General features: G+C 71.9%; 21 protein-coding genes. 9 read left to right on the top strand and 12 right to left on the bottom strand.

Features of this window, described 5'->3' with window-relative positions; translation table 11 throughout:
- Both RIM90_RS22120 and RIM90_RS22115 read right to left on the bottom strand, forming a co-directional pair.
- Positions 1 to 746: amidohydrolase family protein (locus RIM90_RS22120; protein WP_309062486.1), on the bottom strand; the 746-nt coding region annotated here is incomplete at its 3' end.
- Positions 747 to 750: 4 nt separating this feature from the next.
- Positions 751 to 2,703 (bottom strand): FUSC family protein, encoded by a 1,953-nt coding sequence (locus tag RIM90_RS22115; protein WP_309062488.1) that lies wholly within the window; start codon positions 2,701 to 2,703, stop codon positions 751 to 753.
- A gap of 1,414 nt (positions 2,704 to 4,117) precedes the next feature.
- On the opposite strand from RIM90_RS22115, the gene RIM90_RS22110 reads away from it, so the two are divergent.
- The 3 genes from RIM90_RS22110 to RIM90_RS22100 are packed head-to-tail and all read left to right on the top strand — an operon-like array spanning position 4,118 to position 7,555.
- Positions 4,118 to 6,343, top strand: a complete 2,226-nt coding sequence (locus RIM90_RS22110) for a glycoside hydrolase domain-containing protein (RefSeq protein ID WP_309062485.1) — start codon at positions 4,118 to 4,120, stop codon at positions 6,341 to 6,343.
- A gap of 16 nt (positions 6,344 to 6,359) precedes the next feature.
- Positions 6,360 to 6,818 (top strand): hypothetical protein, encoded by a 459-nt coding sequence (locus RIM90_RS22105; protein WP_309062487.1) that lies wholly within the window; start codon positions 6,360 to 6,362, stop codon positions 6,816 to 6,818.
- Complete coding sequence (locus tag RIM90_RS22100; RefSeq protein ID WP_309062484.1) at positions 6,815 to 7,555, top strand: twin-arginine translocation signal domain-containing protein; 741 nt, start codon at positions 6,815 to 6,817, stop codon at positions 7,553 to 7,555. The genes RIM90_RS22105 and RIM90_RS22100 overlap by 4 nt, the downstream gene beginning before the upstream one ends.
- Before the next feature lie 94 nt (positions 7,556 to 7,649).
- Here the strand turns inward: RIM90_RS22100 and RIM90_RS22095 are convergent, their stop codons facing one another.
- Positions 7,650 to 8,435, bottom strand: a complete 786-nt coding sequence (locus RIM90_RS22095; protein ID WP_309062483.1) for a nucleotidyltransferase domain-containing protein — start codon at positions 8,433 to 8,435, stop codon at positions 7,650 to 7,652.
- 173 nt (positions 8,436 to 8,608) lie between these two features.
- Between RIM90_RS22095 and RIM90_RS22090 the strand changes: the two genes are divergently transcribed.
- Both RIM90_RS22090 and RIM90_RS22085 read left to right on the top strand, forming a co-directional pair.
- Complete coding sequence (locus tag RIM90_RS22090; protein WP_309062482.1) at positions 8,609 to 9,028, top strand: RidA family protein; 420 nt, start codon at positions 8,609 to 8,611, stop codon at positions 9,026 to 9,028.
- Positions 9,025 to 9,492 (top strand): GNAT family N-acetyltransferase, encoded by a 468-nt coding sequence (locus tag RIM90_RS22085; RefSeq protein ID WP_309062481.1) that lies wholly within the window; start codon positions 9,025 to 9,027, stop codon positions 9,490 to 9,492. The genes RIM90_RS22090 and RIM90_RS22085 overlap by 4 nt, the downstream gene beginning before the upstream one ends.
- Positions 9,493 to 9,542: 50 nt before the next feature.
- Here the strand turns inward: RIM90_RS22085 and RIM90_RS22080 are convergent, their stop codons facing one another.
- Positions 9,543 to 10,676, bottom strand: a complete 1,134-nt coding sequence (locus RIM90_RS22080) for a glutathione-independent formaldehyde dehydrogenase (RefSeq protein ID WP_309062480.1) — start codon at positions 10,674 to 10,676, stop codon at positions 9,543 to 9,545.
- Positions 10,677 to 10,846: 170 nt separating this feature from the next.
- On the opposite strand from RIM90_RS22080, the gene RIM90_RS22075 reads away from it, so the two are divergent.
- A complete protein-coding gene (locus tag RIM90_RS22075) occupies positions 10,847 to 11,038 on the top strand; it encodes a hypothetical protein (protein ID WP_309062479.1) in 192 nt (63 codons plus the stop codon).
- A 25-nt stretch (positions 11,039 to 11,063) separates the two neighbouring features.
- On the opposite strand, the gene glpK is transcribed toward RIM90_RS22075, so the two are convergent.
- From glpK to RIM90_RS22055, 4 genes are all read right to left on the bottom strand, one after another.
- Positions 11,064 to 12,581: a glycerol kinase GlpK gene (gene glpK, locus RIM90_RS22070; protein ID WP_309062478.1), complete on the bottom strand. Its 1,518-nt coding sequence runs from the start codon at positions 12,579 to 12,581 to the stop codon at positions 11,064 to 11,066.
- A 21-nt stretch (positions 12,582 to 12,602) separates the two neighbouring features.
- Positions 12,603 to 13,490 (bottom strand): MIP/aquaporin family protein, encoded by an 888-nt coding sequence (locus RIM90_RS22065; protein ID WP_309062477.1) that lies wholly within the window; start codon positions 13,488 to 13,490, stop codon positions 12,603 to 12,605.
- A gap of 122 nt (positions 13,491 to 13,612) precedes the next feature.
- Positions 13,613 to 14,581 carry a prolyl aminopeptidase gene (gene pip / locus RIM90_RS22060; protein ID WP_309062476.1) on the bottom strand — a complete coding sequence of 323 codons (969 nt, stop codon included), beginning with the start codon at positions 14,579 to 14,581 and terminating at the stop codon, positions 13,613 to 13,615.
- Positions 14,582 to 14,612: 31 nt separating this feature from the next.
- Complete coding sequence (locus RIM90_RS22055) at positions 14,613 to 15,356, bottom strand: uracil-DNA glycosylase (protein WP_309062475.1); 744 nt, start codon at positions 15,354 to 15,356, stop codon at positions 14,613 to 14,615.
- 84 nt (positions 15,357 to 15,440) lie between these two features.
- Between RIM90_RS22055 and RIM90_RS22050 the strand changes: the two genes are divergently transcribed.
- Both RIM90_RS22050 and RIM90_RS22045 read left to right on the top strand, forming a co-directional pair.
- Positions 15,441 to 16,055, top strand: coding sequence for a hypothetical protein (locus tag RIM90_RS22050; RefSeq protein WP_309062474.1), 615 nt, complete (start codon positions 15,441 to 15,443; stop codon positions 16,053 to 16,055).
- Between the two features lie 10 nt (positions 16,056 to 16,065).
- Entirely contained in the window at positions 16,066 to 16,773 is a 708-nt protein-coding gene (locus RIM90_RS22045; RefSeq protein ID WP_309062473.1) for an RNA-binding S4 domain-containing protein, read from the top strand.
- 103 nt (positions 16,774 to 16,876) lie between these two features.
- On the opposite strand, the gene RIM90_RS22040 is transcribed toward RIM90_RS22045, so the two are convergent.
- Together RIM90_RS22040 and RIM90_RS22035 are read right to left on the bottom strand one after the other, a co-directional pair.
- Entirely contained in the window at positions 16,877 to 17,368 is a 492-nt protein-coding gene (locus tag RIM90_RS22040; RefSeq protein ID WP_309062472.1) for a DoxX family protein, read from the bottom strand.
- Between the two features lie 94 nt (positions 17,369 to 17,462).
- Positions 17,463 to 18,161: a class I SAM-dependent methyltransferase gene (locus RIM90_RS22035; protein ID WP_309062471.1), complete on the bottom strand. Its 699-nt coding sequence runs from the start codon at positions 18,159 to 18,161 to the stop codon at positions 17,463 to 17,465.
- Between the two features lie 152 nt (positions 18,162 to 18,313).
- On the opposite strand from RIM90_RS22035, the gene RIM90_RS22030 reads away from it, so the two are divergent.
- Positions 18,314 to 18,589, top strand: coding sequence for a DUF6343 family protein (locus RIM90_RS22030; protein WP_309062470.1), 276 nt, complete (start codon positions 18,314 to 18,316; stop codon positions 18,587 to 18,589).
- Between the two features lie 32 nt (positions 18,590 to 18,621).
- On the opposite strand, the gene RIM90_RS22025 is transcribed toward RIM90_RS22030, so the two are convergent.
- Both RIM90_RS22025 and coaE read right to left on the bottom strand, forming a co-directional pair.
- The gene (locus tag RIM90_RS22025) at positions 18,622 to 19,002 is read right to left on the bottom strand and encodes a tetratricopeptide repeat protein (RefSeq protein ID WP_309062469.1); all 381 of its coding nucleotides are present in this window, start codon (positions 19,000 to 19,002) and stop codon (positions 18,622 to 18,624) included.
- 49 nt (positions 19,003 to 19,051) lie between these two features.
- Positions 19,052 to 19,672: a dephospho-CoA kinase gene (coaE, locus tag RIM90_RS22020; protein WP_309062468.1), complete on the bottom strand. Its 621-nt coding sequence runs from the start codon at positions 19,670 to 19,672 to the stop codon at positions 19,052 to 19,054.
- Positions 19,673 to 19,808: the final 136 nt, after the last annotated feature.

Raw genomic sequence — 19,808 nt, 5'->3', positions numbered from 1 at the left:
TCCAGGACCTGGACGGGGGTGACGCCGTGCCGGGCGAGGCTGGTGTCGGTCTGGTCGCGGTTCTCGGCGGCGTGCAGGTGCACGGGCAGCCCGTGCTCGCGCGCCAGCCGCGCGGTGGCGGCGAGGTCGGCGTCGTCGACGGTGTAGGGGGCGTGCGGGGCGAGGGCGGTGGTGATGCGGCCGCCGGCCGAGCCGCGGTGCCGCAGCGCGAACTCCAGTGACCGTTCCCGCCCTCGCGGCCCCTGGGAGGAGAAGTACGCCTCCCCCAGCAACGCCCGCATGCCGCACTCGGCGACGACGGCGGCGACGGCGTCCATGGCGAAGTAGTGGTCGGCGAAGCAGGTGACGCCGCCCCGGATCATTTCGGCGCAGGCGAGCCGTGCCCCCAGCTCGACGTCCCGCTCGGTGAGGTTGGACTCCACCGGCCAGATCACGTCGTTGAACCACTCCTCGGTCGGCAGGTCCTCGGCGAGACCCCGCAGGGCGACCATCGGCGCGTGGGTGTGGCAGTTGATCAGACCGGGCAGCGCGACCTGCCCCCGGGCGTCGATCCGCTCCCCGGCCGTCCGCCCCCCGACCGCCTCGGCGCTCGTCACCGACTCCACGACCCCGTCGCGTACGACGATCGCCGCGTCGTGGGTGAACCCGATCCGTTCCCGGTCGTCGTGCGTGAGGACGGAGCATCCGGTGATGACGAGATCGGCCGGGCTCTCCGCGGCGGTGGACGTCGTCGCGATGGGCGTCATCACGTCACCGTACGACGCCGTCCCGGTCCGGGGCGGGCCGCACCGCGGTTTCCCCGTCGCGGCCCGGTCGCGGGGCGGGCCGGGCCCGTGCCCCGACCGTGCCGCGGGCCACGCCCAGCGGCTCCGGCAGGCGCAGCCCCACCCGGTCGCGGCGGCGGGCGAGTTCGTCTTGGAGTCCGGCGAGCCGCTCGGTGTGCCGGGGGCCGATCCGCCCGGTGTCGTCGAGGTGGACGGCGCAGGCGGTGACGGTGTCGACAAGCTCTTCGAGGAGGGCGGCGATCTCGTCCGTGCCGTCGGTGTGCCGGGCGAGCGGGGGCAGTTCGGCGGAGGCGAGGGCGATGGCGGTGCGGGCCTCGGCGAGGGTGCGGTAGGCCTCGCGGCGCAGGGCCCAGCGGGTGGCGCGGTCGCCGGTCCCGCCGAGCACGTGGGCGAGGTACGCGTGCGCGGCGGCGCCCGCCTCGGCGAGCCGGGCGCGGATGCCGTCGCCGCGCTGTCCCGGCATCGGCAGATGTCCGACGACCAGCACGACGGCGCAGGCCAGCAGCGTCTCGCCGATCCGGACGGCGGAGACCTCGGGTTCGCCGCCGACCATCACCAGGGCGAGCACGAGCACGGTGACGACGGCGGTCTGCGCGGCGAAGTGCCGGGTGGCGACGGGGATGAGCGCCCCGCTGACCGCCACCAGCGCGATGAGCCCTTCCGGCCGGGGCAGCACCGCGGCGAACCCGGCGAACAGGAGCGCCCCGAGCACGGTCCCGGCGGCCCGGCACAGCACCCGGGAGGCGAGCGGCCCGAGGTCGGGCTTGACGAGGAAGACGGCGGTGGCGGGCAGCCAGTACCAGTGCTCGTGCTGGCCGTACCAGCGGGCGTGGTGCAGGGCCTGGGCGATCGCGGCGCTGACGCCGAAGCAGAGGGCGACCCGCATCCCGTACTCCCGCCCCCGGACGCCGAGGAGGGTCCGCACCGGAGCGGCCCGGGACCGCCTGCGGCCGTGCAGGTCACTGCCCTCGGCCCGGTCGAACGCCGCGGCGGCGCGCAGGAGGGCGTCGTCGAGGGCGCGCAGCGCCGGGGCCGTGCGGGAGGGGGCGGGCAGGCGGCCGGCGCGGGTGCCGTCGCGTACGGCGGCGGCGAGGCGCCGGGGGCCCTCACAGGCGCGGGCGGGTACGGGCTCCCCCGCCCAGGCCAGTGCGGTGGCGGCCTCGGCGAGGGGGAGCGCGGCGGCGTACTGCGCGTGCAGCCGGCGCTCGGCCGCGGAGGAGGCGTACCGCCGCAGCCGGGGCCCGGCCAGCGCGTCCTGCGCCTGGTCGAGGGCGGCGGTGAGCGCGGCGCGCCGGACGGTGGCCGCCTTCGACCCGGCGGCCCCGAGCAGCGCCGCAATGGCCTCGTACACCCCGGCGACGGCGTCCCGTTCCCCGTCGAACCGGAAGTCCCCGGCGAGCGAGCCCGGCGTGGGCAGCGCCAGCCGCAGGACGAGCAGCCACCCGGCGCCGGCGAGGAAGGCGAGCGCCCGTTGCCATCCCGGCTCGGGCAACGGCATCCCGGCGCCGACGGCGGCCCCGACCAGCAGCTGGGTGCCGATGGAGGAGCCGACGGGCCCGAGGGCGCTGATCCCGCCCGCGACCAGGCCGAGGCCGGTCAGCAGGAGGGTGAGCAGGACCGCCGGGGCGTGGTCCCCGGCGGACGTGCCGACGGCCAGTCCGGCCGCGCCCGCGAGCGCGGGCGTCCCGATCCGCCCGACCGAGGCCCGTCGGCTGCCGGGCCGGTCGTTGATCCCGGCGAGCATGGCGCCGATGGCGGCGGCGACGCCGAGGGTCGGCCGCCCGAGCAGCACGGCCCCGGCCAGCAGCGGCCCGGCGGCCAGCGCGCCCCGCACGACCGCGCTCCAGGGCACGGGTCCCCGCTGGGTCCGCAGGGCGTGGGCGAGCCAGGGGGGCAGGGCGGGGGCGGATCGTGACACGGGGCTCCAGTGGTCGCGTCGGGCCGGGGTGGGCTCGCGGGCGACGGTGACCGGGCTGGTGGGTGCGGTGTCCACGGTAAGCCGGGACCTGGAAGGGAAGTGAACGGCCGTGTTTCCGGGATGTGACGATGCGGGCGGGAGGCGCGTTCTTCACGAACGCGATCGGCCGTGCCCGAAGCACCCGGCCCGGACGGGGAAGCGGGCCGCGGTCTCCTCCTCGTGGGCGCCCCCGCGGACGACCGGGGCGTGACGCCCCGGCCCACCGGCCCGTGGCGAGAGGCGTGAAGAGAGCGGCCACGAAAAGGGGCAGGGACCCCAGGCGTGCGCAGAGCACTTGCATCGCACCGATCAGGAGCTTCCGGGGCGGACCGGGTACGGATCTTCCCGCCGGCGTCCCGCCCCGCGCGGTCCCACCCGATTGACTTCAGCCATCTCCAACGAATCGGAACGCTTCATTCATCATTCCGTTTCCACGCGCGCACAGGGCCGCCACTCAATGGGCGCAGCACTTGTGCCGCGCCCGTGACCTTCCGGGCGAGGGCCCTTTCACGCCAGTTGCCCGAGGCACCGTCCAAAAGCCTTGGTGGGTGGACCAGACCACACCTAGGGTGATCATGCTCCACGGGTTCGTCACTTCAGGCCGCGCGATGCCTCCCTGCGCCAGTCGGCGCCGAGGTGCGGTCCGTCCGGGCCGACCTCCGCACGACGCGAGCCGGCACCACGGCTTTGCGGTTCACCGTTCGTGTTCCCACGTCCCCCAGATGCTCCGCGCGGAAAGAGTGTCGCCTGTCATGCCCGAGTCCAGAGTCGCGCTTCGCACGGCTGCCGCCGCCAAGCCCTTGTCCAGCTCGTTCATCGACTGCGGGTCCCCGTACGGGCTCCCCCGTGGGTAAGAGATCGTCCGGCACGCCCCGGGCTCCGAAGCGCTGCTCACGCGTATCAACGGCAGCCGCCGAAGAAGCCTCCGCCGCACCGGGTGCGGAGGTGGGGACGCGGGACGGCACGTCGAACGGGCGCGCCGCGTGCACGGTCCTCGTCACCGCCGGAAACGGGGAGGTCTCCCGTCCTGTGACGGTGAAGGCGTCCGATGTGCTCGCCGGCACGACCTGGCCGACGTCACCGCGGACGGGCTCGGCCAACCGGAGAACGCCGAGATCGGCCTGAGGGCGACCAAGGACCTCCACCCCGTGGGCGACGGCCACTGACCGCGGCTCCCGTGTGCCGTTCGCGAGGAACGGACCGCTCCGGCCGACAGCCGGCGATCTTGCCCATGACGCCATGCCGACATGTGCGGCATGGCGGGCATTCGCGCGCCCGCACGGGCTCGCATGACCCCTCCGTTGGTCATGCGTCCCCCCTCTTCCTTTCCGATTCACTCCCCATCCCCCCGACCGCGACCGAACAGGAGCCCCACATGGCCGACGAGATGGTGCGCAAAGCACAGCAGTTCATCAATGGCGCCTACGGCGGGAAGCTCGGCATCGAGCGAATTCCCGAGAACGGGGAGACCGGGTGGAACGTGATGTTCGCCCTCACCCGTGCCCTGCAGTACGAGCTCGGCATCACCGCCCTGTCGAACAGCTTCGGCCCGACGACCCTGTCCACACTGCAGTCCAAGTACCCGGTCCTCAACGGCAGCACGGTCCCGTCCCAGAACTTCGCCAAGATCATCCAGTCCGCCCTGTACTGCAAGGGCTACGACGGCGGAGACATCGACGGAACATACAACTCCCGCGTCCAGGACTCGATGATCCTGCTGAAGCGGAACATGGGCGTGGACTTCGCCTACCCCGGCAGCAACCTGACACCGAAGGTGTTCAAGGGCCTGCTGAACATGGACGCCTACGTCACCGTCAACAACGGTTCCAGCACCATCCGGTCCGTGCAGCAGTGGCTGAACGGAAGCTACGTCCACCGCAGGGACTTCTTCATCATTCCCTGCGACGGCCACCACTCCCGGGACGTCGCCAAGTCCATGCTGTTCGCCGTCCAGTACGAACTCGGCATGGCGGACGGCACGGCCAACGGCGTATTCGGACCGGGCACCCAAAGCGGGCTGAAGTCCCGCACAGTCGCCACCGGCGACTCCAACAACTTCGTGAAGCTCTTCTCGGCCGCCATGGTCCTCAACCAAAGGCCCGTGTCCTTCGCCTCCACCTTCACCAGCAGCCTCTCCTCGGCCGTCTCCTCCTTCCAGTCGTTCGTGAAGCTGCCCGTCACCGGCAAGGGCGACTTCCCCACCTGGGCTTCGCTGCTGGTCTCCTACGGCGACCAGTCCCGCAGAGGGGAAGCGTGCGACGGCGTGACCCTCATCACCCCGGCACGTGCTGCCGCGCTGAAGGCGGAAGGCATCAAGTACGTCGGGCGCTACCTCACCAACCCGGACCCGACTCCGAGCGAGGACCTGAAGCACAAGGCGATCCAGCCCGGCGAGCTGCAGACCATCGCCAGCAACGGGCTGCGCTGCTACCCGATCTACCAGACCTTCGGGCGCGGCGCCGACGAGTTCAGCTACCCCCAGGGGCGCGCAGCCGCACAGGCCGCGATCAACGCCGCACTGGACCACGGCTTCAAGGCGGGGACGCGGATCTTCTTCGCCGTGGACTTCGACGCCCTCGACCAGGACGTCACCAAGAACATCCTGCCGCACTTCAAAGGCATCCAGGACGCGATCGCCGACGACGGCAACCGGTTCAAGGTGGGTGTCTACGGGCCGCGCAACGTGTGCACGCGCGTCGCCGAGGCCGGTCACTCCACCGCGTCGTTCGTGTCCGACATGTCCTCGGGCTTCTCAGGGAACTTCGGCTACCCGCTGCCGGCGGACTGGGCCTACGACCAGATCGTCACCCGCTGGGTCGGCTCCGGCGACGGGGCGATCGAGATCGACAACAACATCGCCTCGGGGCGCGACATCGGCCAGAACTCGTTCGACCCGCCCCGCGGTCCCCTGCCGGACACCCGCCTCGACTCGTCCGTCCTCACCGCCATGAAGACGGACGTCGGCAAGTACATGGAGTCGATCGGCTTCCCCAACGACGGCGGCTTCAGGTCGCACACGCACGAGACGTGCTTCCAGACGGTCGTGGTGGAATACGACACGGTCATCACCCAGCTCGCCTACCGGCACAAGATGCGCAAGGCCCTCATCCAGACGTCCGCGTACTGGGAGATGCGGCACCTCGATGCGGTCGACGTGAGCGTGGACCTGGAGATCATCGCAGAGTTCAACACGACCGGAAACTTCCGGGACAGCTCCACCGGTATATGCCAGATCTTCGGGAGGACAGCGGTCCTGGCCTGGAACCACGCCATTCGGAACGGCTACGCAGAGGGCACCATACGCGACGTCACCAGCGACCAGGACAAGTACAACATATGGCGTGACTGCATGGACGACGAGCAGTTCGCCATATCCACCGTTCCCTTGATCCACCTGTGGAACGCGGACGGAGCCCCGGGCAACACCGAGGAAGAGACGCCCCTTCGTTCCATGCGCCTGGACTACACGGAGAGCGAGATCTTCGAGATTCTGCGCAGATATCAGGGATCGGCCGACTCGGAGGCGACTCCCCACGCCCAGAAGCGGATGGCGCTTTATCAGATCATGGAGAAGTACAACTCCATTTCCCGGAACGTCTGACAGACTCCACCGCGTGATGGACGCTTCGAACGATCTCTACATCGGTCTCGTGCTCCTGCTGAGCCTGGTCGGCATCGGTGTCACGCCGTGGCTCGCCGTCCGCGGAGCGAGGTTGCTGCTCCGCGCCGGCGGAAAACGGGATACCCACACCGCGGTCAGGGGAGCTGCCACCGCAGCGTGGGCCTGCGCGGCCGGAATGTACACCTGGGGGGTGCTCCATCTCCTGTTCCTGGATGAGAGCGGCCAGGCCCGGGCCTGCGCGGAGAGATTGAGGTCGGAACAGGTCAAGTCCGTCGACGGGTACGAATACTCCTTCATTCCTCTGCATTTCACGTGCCGCGTCACCGGCGGGCAGACATATGAAGCCGTTGTGCCCGGATATGTGAACCCCGCGGCAGGAATCTTGGGAACGACCGCAGCAGTCCTGACCTTCGTCGCACGCCCCACGTACTGGTATGAGGAGACAAAAAAGTGACCGTGAACATTTCCCGCCGCACAGCCTTGCGGCGTGCCGCGTTCATCGCAGCCGGCGTCGCCGTCGGTTCGCAGGTGCTGTCCTCGCCCGCCCACGCGGCGAGCAGGAAACCCGAACCCGACAAGGTCCGTGAGGCGGTCCGCCGGGCCGAGGCCAGGCGCAACCGGGTCGTGACCGGCGCCGTGTCCCGCAACGGCTGGGAGATGGAGAAGGTCGCCGACGACCACGGCAGCATCTACACCCGCCCCGCCCCGGGCACCCCTGTGGACCTCCGGATACGCATGGGCGAAGTGGAAACCGTCCTCGTCCACGTCGTCCGCCGTTTCCACTACGAGATCGACCCCCTCCGCAAGGGCGAGGTCGTCGGCTGGCGCACCCCGGCCTCGGTGCGCAACAACCTGGCGGAGTCCAACCAGGCGTCCGGCACAGCGGTGCAGATCAGGCCCGGCTTCTACCCCTCCGGGGCCCGCGGCGGCTTCTATCCCCTCGAGGAACTGGTGATCCGGGACATCCTCGCCGAATGCGAGGGCGTGATCCGCTGGGGCGGCGACGACAGCACGCCGGACGAGTCGCTGTTCTACATCGACGTGCCTCCGGGCGACGAACGGCTCGTCAGGGTCGCTCTGAAGATCCGTGGCTGGGCCTACACCCCCGGCCGGGGATCCGGTGTTCTCGTCGACCCCCTCCAGCCCCGACGCCGCAAAGCCGCCGAGCGGCTCGCCGCCCAGCAGGCCTGAGGCTCTGCCCGTCGGATCCGGCGTACGGTGACGGGCCGGCCCCGGAGTCCCGCCGGTACGAGGACGGCCGCACCGCCGCTCGGCGGCTGACGCCTCAACGGGACTCCCGCCGGGCCGTCTCCAGGACACGGTCGAACAGCGTCCCGGCGTCGTCGACCGCGCGAACGAGAACGTCCGGGCTGCTCGTCAGCCGCTCCAGCAGTCCGTCGACCTCGCCCAGCCCCGCCCGGTGGATCAGTCCCTTCTCGTTGGTCACCCACTCCCCGCGCGCCGCCGCCACCGCGTGCGCGGTGTGGGTCGCGGCGACGGCGATGCCTCCCGCGACCTGGGCGAGGGCGCCCTGGGGCGCGTGACCGGCCCGGGCGTAGGCGAGGGTGGCGGCGGCCGTGCCGTACCAGCGGGGCGGGGCGGACGCGCGGAGCGCCCGCGGGTAGGCGGCGGGGCGGGGCAGTTCGCCGCGCAGCACCCTGTTGATCGCGAGCTCGGCGACCAGCAGGTACGTGGGGATGCCGGCGAGGTGGAACATCAGCGGCTCGACGCGGAACCGGCCCCGCTCCGCCTCCGCCAGCTCGTGCTCGACGACCTCGAGATCGCGGTAGTGCACGTCGGCCCGGCGCCCGTCGATCGTCAGCCAGGCACCGCCGTTGAAGACGCCCCCGCCCCAGCCGCCGATCTCGGAGACCTCGCCCTCCCAGCCGACCGCGCGCAGGTCACCGGGGTCGAAGGAACCCCGGTAGTAGACCGCCAGGTCCCAGTCGCTGTCCGGCCGTTCGGTGCCCCGGGCGCGCGAGCCGCCGAGGGTGACGGCCCGGACGCCGGGGAGGGCGGCGAGCCGGTCGGCGGTCGTTTCGAGGAAGACCTGGTCGGGGTGGGAGGACACGGCTGCGGCTCCTGGTGAACGGGGAACGTGCTGCGGGCCGGTGGAAAGGCTCCGGTGGAAAGGCTACGCGGAAGCCCGGACGGGGGCGGGGGAAAAACGGATGCGGTGGCGCGACGGGGCCCTCATGATCGGTGAGTTGTCCGCCATGACCTCCCCGGAAGATCGGAGCCCGCGTGATCCGGCGCGTCACCGTCCCCAGCCTCTTCCCTCCGCCCACGTACTCCCATGCCTCCGTCGTCGAGGCGGGCACCACGCTGGCGTTCCTCGCCGGGTCGGTTCCGCTCGACGCCGGGGGGAGGCTCGTCGGCGCGGGGGACCCGGTGCGGCAGGCCGAGTGGGTGCTGGCCAATCTGGAGGAGCAACTGCGCGCGGTCGGCAGTGACCTGGAACACGTCGTGTCGACCGACGTGTATGTGGTGGCCGACGATCCCGCCGTGCTCTCCGCCGTGTGGGACGTGGTCGAGGCGTCCGGGCTGAGCCTCGGCCCCCATTCGTCGACCCTGATCGGTGTGGCCTGCCTCGGGTACCCCGGGCAGCTCGTGGAGATCACGGCGACGGCCGTCGTCCCGGGCCCGTCCGCGGCGGCCTCGTGACGTCCGGCAGCCGGGCCGTCACGGTGCGCCGGGCCGTCTCGCCCGCCGACGCCGACGCCGCGGCGGGCGTCTGGCTGCGGTCCTTCGCCGCCGCGCTGCCGACCGTGGTCCGGCCCCGCTCCGACGACGAGGTCCGGGACCACTTCCGCCACGTCCTGGTGCCCCTGCGCGAGACGTGGGTGGCGGAGGGGCCGGGCGGAGGCGTCGTCGGCGTGATGGTGCTGGAGGGCGAGGAGCTCGCGCAGCTGTACCTCGCCCCCGAGTGGCGCGGACGCGGGCTCGGTGACCGGTTCGTCGCGCTCGCCAAGGAGCGCAGCCCCGGCGGACTCTCCCTGTGGACCTTCCAGGTCAACGCGCCCGCGCACCGCTTCTACGAGCGGCACGGTTTCGAGGCCGTGGAGCGGACGGACGGCAGCGGGAACGAGGAGCGGGAGCCGGACGTGCGGTACGTGTGGCGGCCGTAGGCGCCTCGTGCGAAGACGCCCACGGCCCCTGCGGTTCCCGTGCGGCGGGGCTACGGGTGCAGTACCACCTTCGTGTAGCCCTCGATCCGCTTGTCGAACTTGTCGTAGGCCGACGCCGCCTGGTCCAGGGGCAGTTCGTGGGAGACGACGAAGCTGGGCTTCGCCCTGCCCTCGATGATCATGTCTCGCAGTTGCCGGTTGTAACGCTTCACGTTGCACTGCCCCGTCCCCATCCGCAGGCCCTTCTCGAAGAGCTTGCCGATCGCGACGAGGAGCATGCCCTGCTTGGCCTGCTCGTCCGGGGCTCCGGGGTCGGCCGGGACGTAGAGGCCGGGCACGCCGAGCGCTCCGGTGGCCCGGACCGTGTTGACGAGTGCGTTCAGGACGGTCGCCGGCTCTTCGCGGTCCGTGCCGCCCACCGTCGCCTGGTAGCCGACGGCGTCGATGCCCTTGTCCGTGCCGATGCCCTCGGTCTGCTCCTTGATCTGCTCGGCCGGGTCGCCCTCGGCGAAGTTGACCGGAACCGCGCCGATCTCCTCGGCCTTCTGCAGCCGCTCGGGGACCCGGTCCACGACGAACACCTTCCGCGCGCCGCGCAGCAGGGCCGAGTAGGCGGCCATGAGCCCGACCGGTCCCGCGCCGTACACCACGACGCTCTCCCCGGGGCGGACCTCGGCGAGTTCACAGCCGTGGTAGCCGGTGGGGAAGATGTCGGCGAGCAGAATGAAATCGGTTTCGTGCTCCTGTCCCGGCGGCAGTTTCAGGCAGTTGAAGTCGGCGTAGGGAACGCGCAGGTATTCGGCCTGGCCACCCGTCCAGGGCCCCATGGAGACATAGCCGTAGGCACCGCCAGGAAAACCGGGATTGACGGTCAGGCAGTACCCGGTGAATCCCTTGGTGCAGTTCATGCAGAATCCGCAGGCGACATTGAAGGGCATGACCACGCGGTCGCCCTCCTTGAGTGAGGTGACGCCCTGGCCGACTTCCTCGATGATCCCCATGTTCTCGTGGCCGAAGACGATGCCGGGCTCGGCGGCGGTGCGACCCTCGTACATATGCAGGTCGGAGCCGCATATCGCGGTGGAAGTGACCCGCACGATCACATCGTTCGGATGCTGGATGCCGGGTTTCTCGAAGTCCTCGACCGCAACGTCGAACGGTCCTTTGTACACGACGGCCTTCATGGCTGTGACCTCCGCTCGATGGCACAGGAGTCCGATCGCCACGCCCCGCCCGCTCTCCGCGTGACTCATCTCTCATGATTCCGCGGTCTGCCCGATCCGGCAAACCGGTAATCTCCGGATACGGATACATACGCGTCCGGCGCCGCACCGAGAACGAAAAGAGGCGGGAAATGCCTGCACAGAGGCTGGGAACTCTGCTTGCCCCCGTGCCCGGGCTGTCCGGCACTGTTTACCCACCGGGAACGACCGTGACGGTTCGTGGTCGCGGCGCGACCGTCGACGCTTTCGTCAACGGCGACTGGCTCTCCCTGTCGTGGTGGGAGTTCTCCGACGGTCTCCGCGAGGACGTCGCCGACCGCTGACGTCCAAGGGGACCGCCGGCGGTCGTCAGGTCACCTCGACCCAGTCCAGGGTGCGCTCCACGGCCCGCTTCCAGTCCTGGTAGCCGTCCCGGCGCCGTTCCTCGCTCCATTGCGGGCTCCAGCGCTTCGACTCCTGCCAGTGGGAGCGCAGTTCGTCGGTGTCGCGCCAGAAGCCGACGGCGAGCCCGGCGGTGTAGGCGGCACCCAGCGCGGTGGTCTCGGCGACCACGGGGCGGCTGACCGGCACGCCCAGCACATCGGCCTGGATCTGCATGCACAGGTCGTTCGCGGTCACGCCGCCGTCGACCTTGAGCACGTCCAGGTGCACGCCCGAGTCCTGCTCCATGGCCTCCACCACGTCACGGCTCTGGTAGCAGATGGCTTCCAGCGTGGCCCGTGCGATGTGGCCACCGGTGTTGTAGCGGGCCAGCCCCACCATGGCGCCCCGGGCGTCGGAGCGCCAGTACGGGGCGAACAGACCGGAGAAGGCCGGCACGAAGTACATCCCGCCGTTGTCCTCCACCGAACGCGCCAGCTGCTCGCTCTCCGGGGCGCTCCTGATGATCTTCAGCTGGTCGCGCAGCCACTGTACGGCCGCGCCGGTGACGGCGATGGAGCCCTCCAGCGCGTAGACCGCGGGGCTGCCCGCGAACTGGTACGCCACCGTCGTCAGCAGCCCGTGCTGCGAACGCACCAGTTCCGTGCCCGTGTTGAGCACCAGGAAGTTGCCGGTGCCGTAGGTGTTCTTGGCCTCGCCGGGGGAGAAGCAGACCTGGCCGACGGTCGCCGCGTGCTGATCGCCGAGTACGCCGGTGATCGGGACGGCGGCGCTCAGCGGCCGGGAGGTGCGGGCCCGGCCGTACGCCTCGGGATCGGACGAGGGGTGGATGGCCGGCAGCATCGCGCGCGGGATGCCGAAGATGTCCAGCAGTTCGTCGTCCCAGTCCAGGGTCTCCAGATTCATCAGCATGGTGCGGCTGGCGTTGGTCACGTCGGTGGCGTGCACACCGCCGCCCGGCCCGCCGGTGAGGTTCCACAGCACCCAGGCGTCCGTGTTGCCGAACAGGGCGTGGCCCGCTTCCGCGGCCTCGCGCAGTCCGTCCACGTTCTCCAGCAGCCACTTGATCTTGCCGCCGGAGAAGTAGGTGGCCGGCGGCAGGCCGGCCTTGTGGCGGATGACCTCGCCGTGCCCGTCCCGTTCGAGGGCGGCGGCGATGCTGTCGGTGCGGGTGTCCTGCCAGACGATGGCGTTGTAGTACGGGCGGCCGGTGCGCGGGTCCCAGACCACGGTCGTCTCGCGTTGGTTGGTGATGCCGACGGCCAGCAGATCGGTGGCCGACAGTCCTCCGGTCCTGAGGGCGTTCTGGATCACCGTGTTGGTGCGCTCCCAGATCTCCACCGGGTCGTGCTCGACCCACCCCGACCGCGGCAGGATCTGGTGGTGCTCCAGTTGGTGCCTCGCCACCTCGTTCCCCGAGTGATCGAAGATCATGAAGCGTGTGCTGGTGGTCCCCTGGTCCACCGCGCCGACGAATTCGGGCATCGTTGCGACCTCCTGGTGCGCCTAGGGCTCTTCGGTGGCCGGACCTTCCTCGGCCGCCCCCGCCCTGGCCTTGAGTACCGGGCTGACGAGCAGGTCGTACACGGCGGTCCCGAGGACCCCGCCGATGAGGGGACCGACGATGGGGATCCACCAGTAGCCGCTGAACCATTGGAACGTCCCGGGCAGGGCGATCGATCCCCAGCCCTCGAAGAAAGTGAAAAGCCGGGGGCCGAAGTCCCGTGCGGGATTGATCGCGTATCCGGCGTTGGTGCCGAACGTCAAACCGATCGCGACGACCACCAGGCCGATGAGGAACGGGTGGAGATTCGACATCGGAGCCGTGTTGCGGGTGTCGATGAGTGCGCAGACCAGCAGGAGCAGGATTCCGGTCCCCACGATCTGGTCGAGCAGGGGACCCCACCACGAATCCCCGAAGTATTCGGCGGGGAACGTGGCGAAGATCGAATAGGTCGCCAGCGATTCGTCCCGCGGGATCCCCGCCTCGGCGTTGGCCGCGTCGATCGCCCACCTGTAGCAGGCGTAGACGAGCGCGGCGGCGACGAAGGCGCCCGCGACCTGGGCCAGCCAGTAGGGCAGGACCTTCCGCCAGGGGAAGTCCCTGCGTACCGCGAAGCTCAGAGTCACCGCGGGATTGATGTGGGCACCGCTGATGCCACCGGCCACGTAGACGCCGAACACCACGGCGAGCCCCCAGCCCCACGCGATGATGAGCCAGTTGGCGGGTCCGAACTCCACCGCCTGCCGGCCCGATCCGGGCAGGCCGACGACGGCGACCGCCACCGAACCGAGGCCCAGCAGAATCAGGACGAACGTGCCCAGGAATTCGGCGAGCATCTCACCGGGGAGGCCTTTTCTGTAACCATGTCGACGTGCAATGCGTTCAGCCATCGGCTCTCCTCGGCTGGAATGGCGCAGACCTTTCCTCCCCTCACCGGAAGCGTATGTCCACCGGGGGGGACACGCCTGCGGAGCGCCGGATTTCCCTCCCATGGAGCACAGTGCGGCAGCCCTTATCGGTCGCCGCCGCGCGCGTACCTGTCCGTCGCCGCCACCAGGACGTCGTCCCCGACGGCTCCGGCGTCGTGACCGGCCTCGTCCACGATCGTCAACTCGCTGCCCGGCCAGGCGTGGTGGAGCCGCCAGACGATGCCGAGGAGGTTGCCGAAGTCGAGGCTGCCCTGCACCAGGGTGCCGGGGATGCCCGTCAGCAGGTGGGCGTCCCGCAGGACGACGCCCTCGTCGTTGTCCTCGCCGAGGAAGTGGTCGTTGCCCCAGTAGTGCGTGACGGTGCGGGCGAAGCCCATGCGGAACTCCGGGTCCCGGAACCGCGCGACCGAGCCGGGCGGGGCGGGGATCGTCGCCGTCTCCCAATCGGTCCAGGCCCGCGCGGCCCGCTCCCGCACCTCGGGGTCGGACGACTCCAGCAGCCGGTTGTACGCGGCGGCCAGGTTGCCGTCGCGCTCGTCGGCGGGCAGCCCGGCGAGGAACCGCTCGTGGGCCTCCGGGAAGATCCTCCCCAGCCCCCGGGTCAGCAGGGCGACTTCCTGGTTGGACCCGGTGGCGACCCCCGTCAGCACCAGCTCGGACACCACCCCGGGGTGCGTCTGCGCGTACCGCAGTCCCAGCACCGATCCCCACGACACGCCCCACACCAGCCACCGCTCGATCCCCAGGTGGGCGCGCAGCCGCTCCAGGTCCGCCATGAGGTGGGCGGTCGTGTTGACGCCCATGTCGGTGGCGTGGTCGCTCGCACGGGGCGTCGAGCGTCCGGCGCCGCGCTGGTCGAGCAGCACGATCCGGTACGCGGCCGGGTCGAAGTACCGCCGGAGGTTCGGACTCGTGCGGGAGCCCGGTCCGCCGTGCAGCACCAGCGCGGGCTTGCCGTGCGGGTTGCCGCTGGTCTCCCAGTACACGCGGTTGCCGTCGCCGACGTCGAGCATGCCGCGGTCGTACGGTTCGATCTCCGGATACAGGCCCATCCGGGCACCGTAGCGGCCGTGCGGCGGACGATCACCTCGTTTCCGCGGGGGCGGCCCCGCCGCCCCGCGTGGGCAGCCCCGCCGCCTGCGCCGCCGTGCGCAGCACCTCCCGGAGCATCCCGGGGGTGAGCCGGCCGGTGAAGGTGTTGCGCTGGCTGACGTGGAAGCAGCCGAAGAGGTGCAGACCGGGACCGTCGGCGGCGGGCAGCGTGACGTGGGCGCCGTGCGCGAAGGCGGGGCGCGGCCGGGGCACCGTCCAGCCGGCCTCGGCGAACGCGGGCAGCGCGGCCTGCCAGCCGAAGGCGCCGAGGACGAGCGCTGCCCGCACCGTCGGCCGCAGCAGGTGCAGCTCCTGCACCAGCCAGGGCCGGCAGGTGTCCCGTTCCCCGGGCGTGGGCTTGTTCGCGGGCGGGGCGCAGTGCACGGGCGAGGTGACGCGTACGCCGTGCACTTCCAGGCCGTCCCCGGCGTGCACGGAGGTCGGCTGCGAGGCGAGTCCCACGTCGTACAGCGCCTGGTACAGCACGTCCCCGGAGCGGTCCCCGGTGAACATGCGCCCCGTGCGGTTGCCGCCGTGCGCGGCGGGCGCCAGTCCGACGATCAGCAGCCGGGCGTCCGGCGGCCCGAAACCGGGCACCGGCCGCCCCCAGTACGTCCAGTCCGCGAAGGCGGCGCGCTTGGTGCGGGCGACCTCCTCGCGCCAGTCGACCAGCCGGGGGCAGGCGCGGCAGCCCGCGATGCGCCGGTCGAGTTCGGGGAGGCCGCCGGGGTCCATGACTCCACGGTAGGGGGACGGGGCGACGGGACGCCGCACCGGGTGGATCAGGCCCTGACCGCTTCCGGCCCGACAATGTGCGGCATGGACGATGCCTTCACGCTGCTGCGGCGGGCGACCGGGCTGCTGCCCCGCGACGCCCGCGCCGGGATCGGCGCGACCGTCGACGACGTGCGTGACTTCCAGCACCGGCAGGAGTGGGGGTTCGTGCTCGACCTGCTGATGGAGTTCGGGGACGAGCACCCCGTCCCCGTGGCCTTCTGGTCGCTGCTCGAGGCCGCGGCCCGCCAGATGATGCGGGAGCGGGCCGCGCAGTGGTGCGTCTGGCGTGCCGGTGAGGTCCGGCACGGCGCCTTCCGGGCCGTGCTGAGCCTGCCGCCGGCGCGGGAGGGCGGGCGCCGGAGCGCGTTCGCGGGGCAGGGGCAGCTCAGGCCGGTGTGGGACATCGGCCGTGTGACGGCCGACGGCGGGCGGGAACTGTACGTCGCCGCGGTGTGGGTGGAGGGTGCGGAGAGCCTGGGACCGGGCGAGAGCGCCCCGGTGCGGCTGGCTCCGCTCAGCCCCGGCCGGTGGCGGCACCTGGTGCCCGGCACGGTGATCACGCTGCACGAGGGCCGGCCCGTGGCCGGTACGGCGACGATCCTGCAGGTCGTGGCACCGTTCGAAATCCACGCACGGTCCACCGGGGAGGGGGTTTAAGGTCGGGGACATGGCTTCTGAGGGTGCGGAGTACGACAAGACGCGTGGGGCCGGGGACACGGCGGGGGCGACGGGCGGGGCCGCCCAGGAGGCGGCGGCTCCCCCGGACCCGAAGATCGCCGCTGCCGTGGCGGCGGCCGAGGCGGCCGGGCCGCAGCACGGCGAGACGGTCCGGATCGACAGCTGGATCTGGTCCGTACGCCTGGTCAAGACCCGCTCCCTCGGCGCCACCGCCTGCCGGGGCGGTCACGTGCGCGTGAACGGCGAGCGGGTGAAGCCCGCGCACTCCGTCCGCGTCGGCGACGAGGTGCGCCTGCGGCACGAGGGCCGGGAGCGGATCGTCGTCGTCAAGCGGCTGATCCGCAAGCGGGTCGGCGCCCCGGTCGCCGCCCAGTGCTACATCGACAACTCGCCGCCGCCCCCGCCCCGCGAGGCCGTCGCCCCGGCCGGGATCCGCGACCGCGGCGCGGGCCGCCCCACCAAGCGCGACCGCCGCGAACTGGAGCGCCTGCGCGGCCTGGGCGGACCGGGCCCGTTCGGCGCACCGGGCGGACCGGGCGGATTCGGCGGACCGGGCGGGGCCGGTGACCCGGGCACCGCACCGGGTGGATCCGGCGGTCGTGGCGGATCCGGCGGCCGCGGTGGGTCCACCGGCCGTGGGGCGACCGGTGGCCGCAAGGCCCGCGGCAAGGGGTCCGGCGGCGCGGCCCGGCCGTGAACGCGCGGTGTCCGGGAGGGACGGCCCCTGGCCCGCCTCTCCCGGACACCGCCCGGCGGGGCCCCGCGCACCACCGGAGGCGAGCCGCACGGCGACGGTGGCGTCAGCCCTCTCCACGCGCCGGCCGCACCGACCGCAGCAGCCGCGGCAGCTCCGCGTTGTGGCCCCGCCGCGCCCAGGCGATCAGGGTGAGCGGCACGAGCAGGACGAGCGGTGTCGCCGCGTGCTGACCCTCGAACACGGTCATCTGCACCACGAACGCGCCCACCATCATCGCGCCCAGCCCGATCGCGGCCACGGACTGCAGCACCGGGACCAACAGGCCGATCCCACCTGCGAGTTCGAGCACCCCGATGGCGTACATGCCCGTGCTGCCCCAGCCCATCTCCTCGAAGGTCCCGACGGCCGAGGAGTGCGCGATCAGCTTGGGCAGGGCGCTCGCGACCACGTAGAAGAGGGCGAGCAGCACCTGCAGTCCGCGCAGCGCGGTACGGGCACGCCGCCCGCGTGCGGTCACGGACCCGGCGACGACGGTCCTCGGGGAGACAGAGGTCGCAGAGGCGGCGTTCGCGGCGGGAGCGGTGGTCTCGGACATGGGGGTCTCCTGTGGGAAGCGGTGTGTGTTGCTGTCACGGAGACAGACCGCGCTTCACCCCCGAACTCATCGCTGCGCGAAGGGAATGTCGCCCTCAGCCGCCCGTCACCGGCACCGCCCTCACCCACACCCGGTCCGCCGTCAGATACCGGTCCACCCTCAGGCCCGCCTCCCCCAGCGCCTCCTCGAACTGCTGCCTCGTCAACGGCCGCGCCCGGAACGTCTGCGTCCAGGTCGCGTCCGGGAACACGTACTCCGCGCGCACCGAGTCGACCCCGTCGCCGACCGGCTCCGACGACACGATCCGCACGGTGAAGCCGGCGGGGTCCACCCGCTCGCGCGGCACGTTGGTGTGGTAGTCCTCGCCCTCCCGCTGGATCAGTACGCACCCGCCCTTCGCCAGATGCCGCACACAGGCGCGCAGCATTCCCCGCCGCACCTCGACGTCCCCCACATGCACCAGGAACGACGCCAGCAGCACCACGTCGAACGTCTCGCCCAGGTCGAGCCCCTCTATGGGGCTGCATATCGTCCGCGCCCCGCGCACGCGCTCCAGCATCTCGGCGGACTCGTCCACCGCCGTGACCTCGAAACCGCGCTCCAGCAGGGCGTGGGTCATCCGCCCGACGCCGCTGCCCAGCTCCAGGATGCGGGCGCCCTCGGGCACCGCCGCGGCGATGATGTCCGGCTCGTCCCCGACGGGCAGCCGCGCGTAGAGCTCCACCGCGCAGCCGTCCGGGGTGATCGCCCCGGGACCCGTCCCCTCGTACCCCTCACGCATTCTCAGTTCCATGCCCGTCCAACGGCCCGCCTCCGCACGCCCGTTCCCACGCGCCGCGGGCTCACCCGATCGAGTCAGCCGGCGTCGGATCGCGGGGACTCCGGCCGCATCATGCCTGCTCCTCGTCCGGGGAACCCGGAACGGAGGGGGAGCCGTGGACGGGAGTGGTGATCGTGAAACGTACGGGCAGTGAACCGGTGACCGCGCGCAGCGCCCTGCGGATGCGGTTCTGGCTGAGCGTCTGGGGCCTGGTCTGGACGGTGTTCGGGACCGCGGCGTTCGCGATCGCGGGACGCCCGGGCTGGGCGCTCGCCTGCGGGCTGCTGTGGCTGATCGTCACGGTCGACCTGGTCGTCGTCGTGCGGCACATCCGCCAGGGCGCCCACTACCAGCCGGGCCGCGACATCCCGCCGTACCAGCCGCCGAGCAGCCGGCCGTAGCGGCTTCCGCGGCAGCGGCGGGCGCGGGCCGCTCACCCCTCGAAGCGCGCCGCCTCGAGGTACTCCGGGTTCGGGTCCAGCGCCGCCGCCAGCCGGAAGTGGCGCTTGGCCGGGCGGGGGCGGTTCTGGCGCTGGTAGGTGCGGGCGAGGGCGAAGTGGGCGAAGGCGTTGTCCGGCTCGCGCTCCAGGACGAGGGAGAACTCCAGCTCGGCGGGCCGCAGCTGGGCCGCGGCGAAGAAGGCCCGCGCGCGCAGCAGCCGCGCGGCGGTGTTCTCCGGGTGGACGTCGATGACGCCGTCGAGCAGCTTCACCGCGCCCTGCGGATCCCGGGAGGCGAGCAGTTGCTCGGCGGCGCGGAAGTCGATGACGTGCGTCTCCGGCGTACGTCCGTTCGAACCACTGGTCTCGGGCACGGCGCAATCCTTCCCTCGCTGGAGGGGTTCAACGCCTCGCCCGGGGTCGCTATTCCTGAGGGGCCCGCCGGGACGCCCGTGCTCTGCGGACGAGTTCGGCCCATACGTCCTTCACGCGCCGCTCCAGCGCGTCGAGGGGGACGTCGTTGTCGATGACGATGTCCGCGATCTCCCGGCGCTGCTCGCGGGTCGCCTGGGCTGCCATACGGGCGCGGGCGTCCTCCTCCCTCATGCCGCGCCGCCGCACGAGCCGGTCGAGCTGCGTCTCGGGGCTCGCGTCGACGACGATCACGAGGTCGTAGAGGGGGGCGAGGCCGTTCTCCGTGAGGAGGGGGACGTCGTGGACGACGACGGAGTCCTCGGCGGCGGCCTCCTCCAGCTCGCGGGAGCGGGCGCCCACCAGGGGGTGGACGATCGAGTTGAGGACGGCGAGCCTGTCCGGGTCGGCGAAGACGATGGAGCCCAGCTTGGGCCGGTCCAGGCTGCCGTCCGGAGCGAGCACGTCCGCGCCGAAGGCGTCCACGACCGCCGCGAGACCGGGTGTCCCCGGCGCGACGACCTCACGCGCGATGCGGTCCGCGTCGATCAGCACCGCCCCGCACTCGACGAGCAGCCGGGACACCTCGCTCTTGCCGGCGCCGATCCCGCCGGTCAGGCCCACCTTCAGCATGAGCGGAAGCTTAGGGCCTGGCTCCGGCAGGCCCTCCGGCGGACCCGCCCCCGTCGTCAGGTCCCGTCAGCCGTCCCCTTCGCGCTCCGCCAGGAACCGCTCGAACTCGCGCCCGATCTCGTCCGCCGACGGGATC

This window comes from Streptomyces sp., assembly GCF_031181555.1.
GTDB classification, from domain to species: Bacteria; Actinomycetota; Actinomycetes; order Streptomycetales; family Streptomycetaceae; genus Streptomyces; species Streptomyces fimbriatus.
Note: the sequence above shows the minus strand (reverse complement) of the source record. Positions and strands in the feature narration are given on the sequence as shown.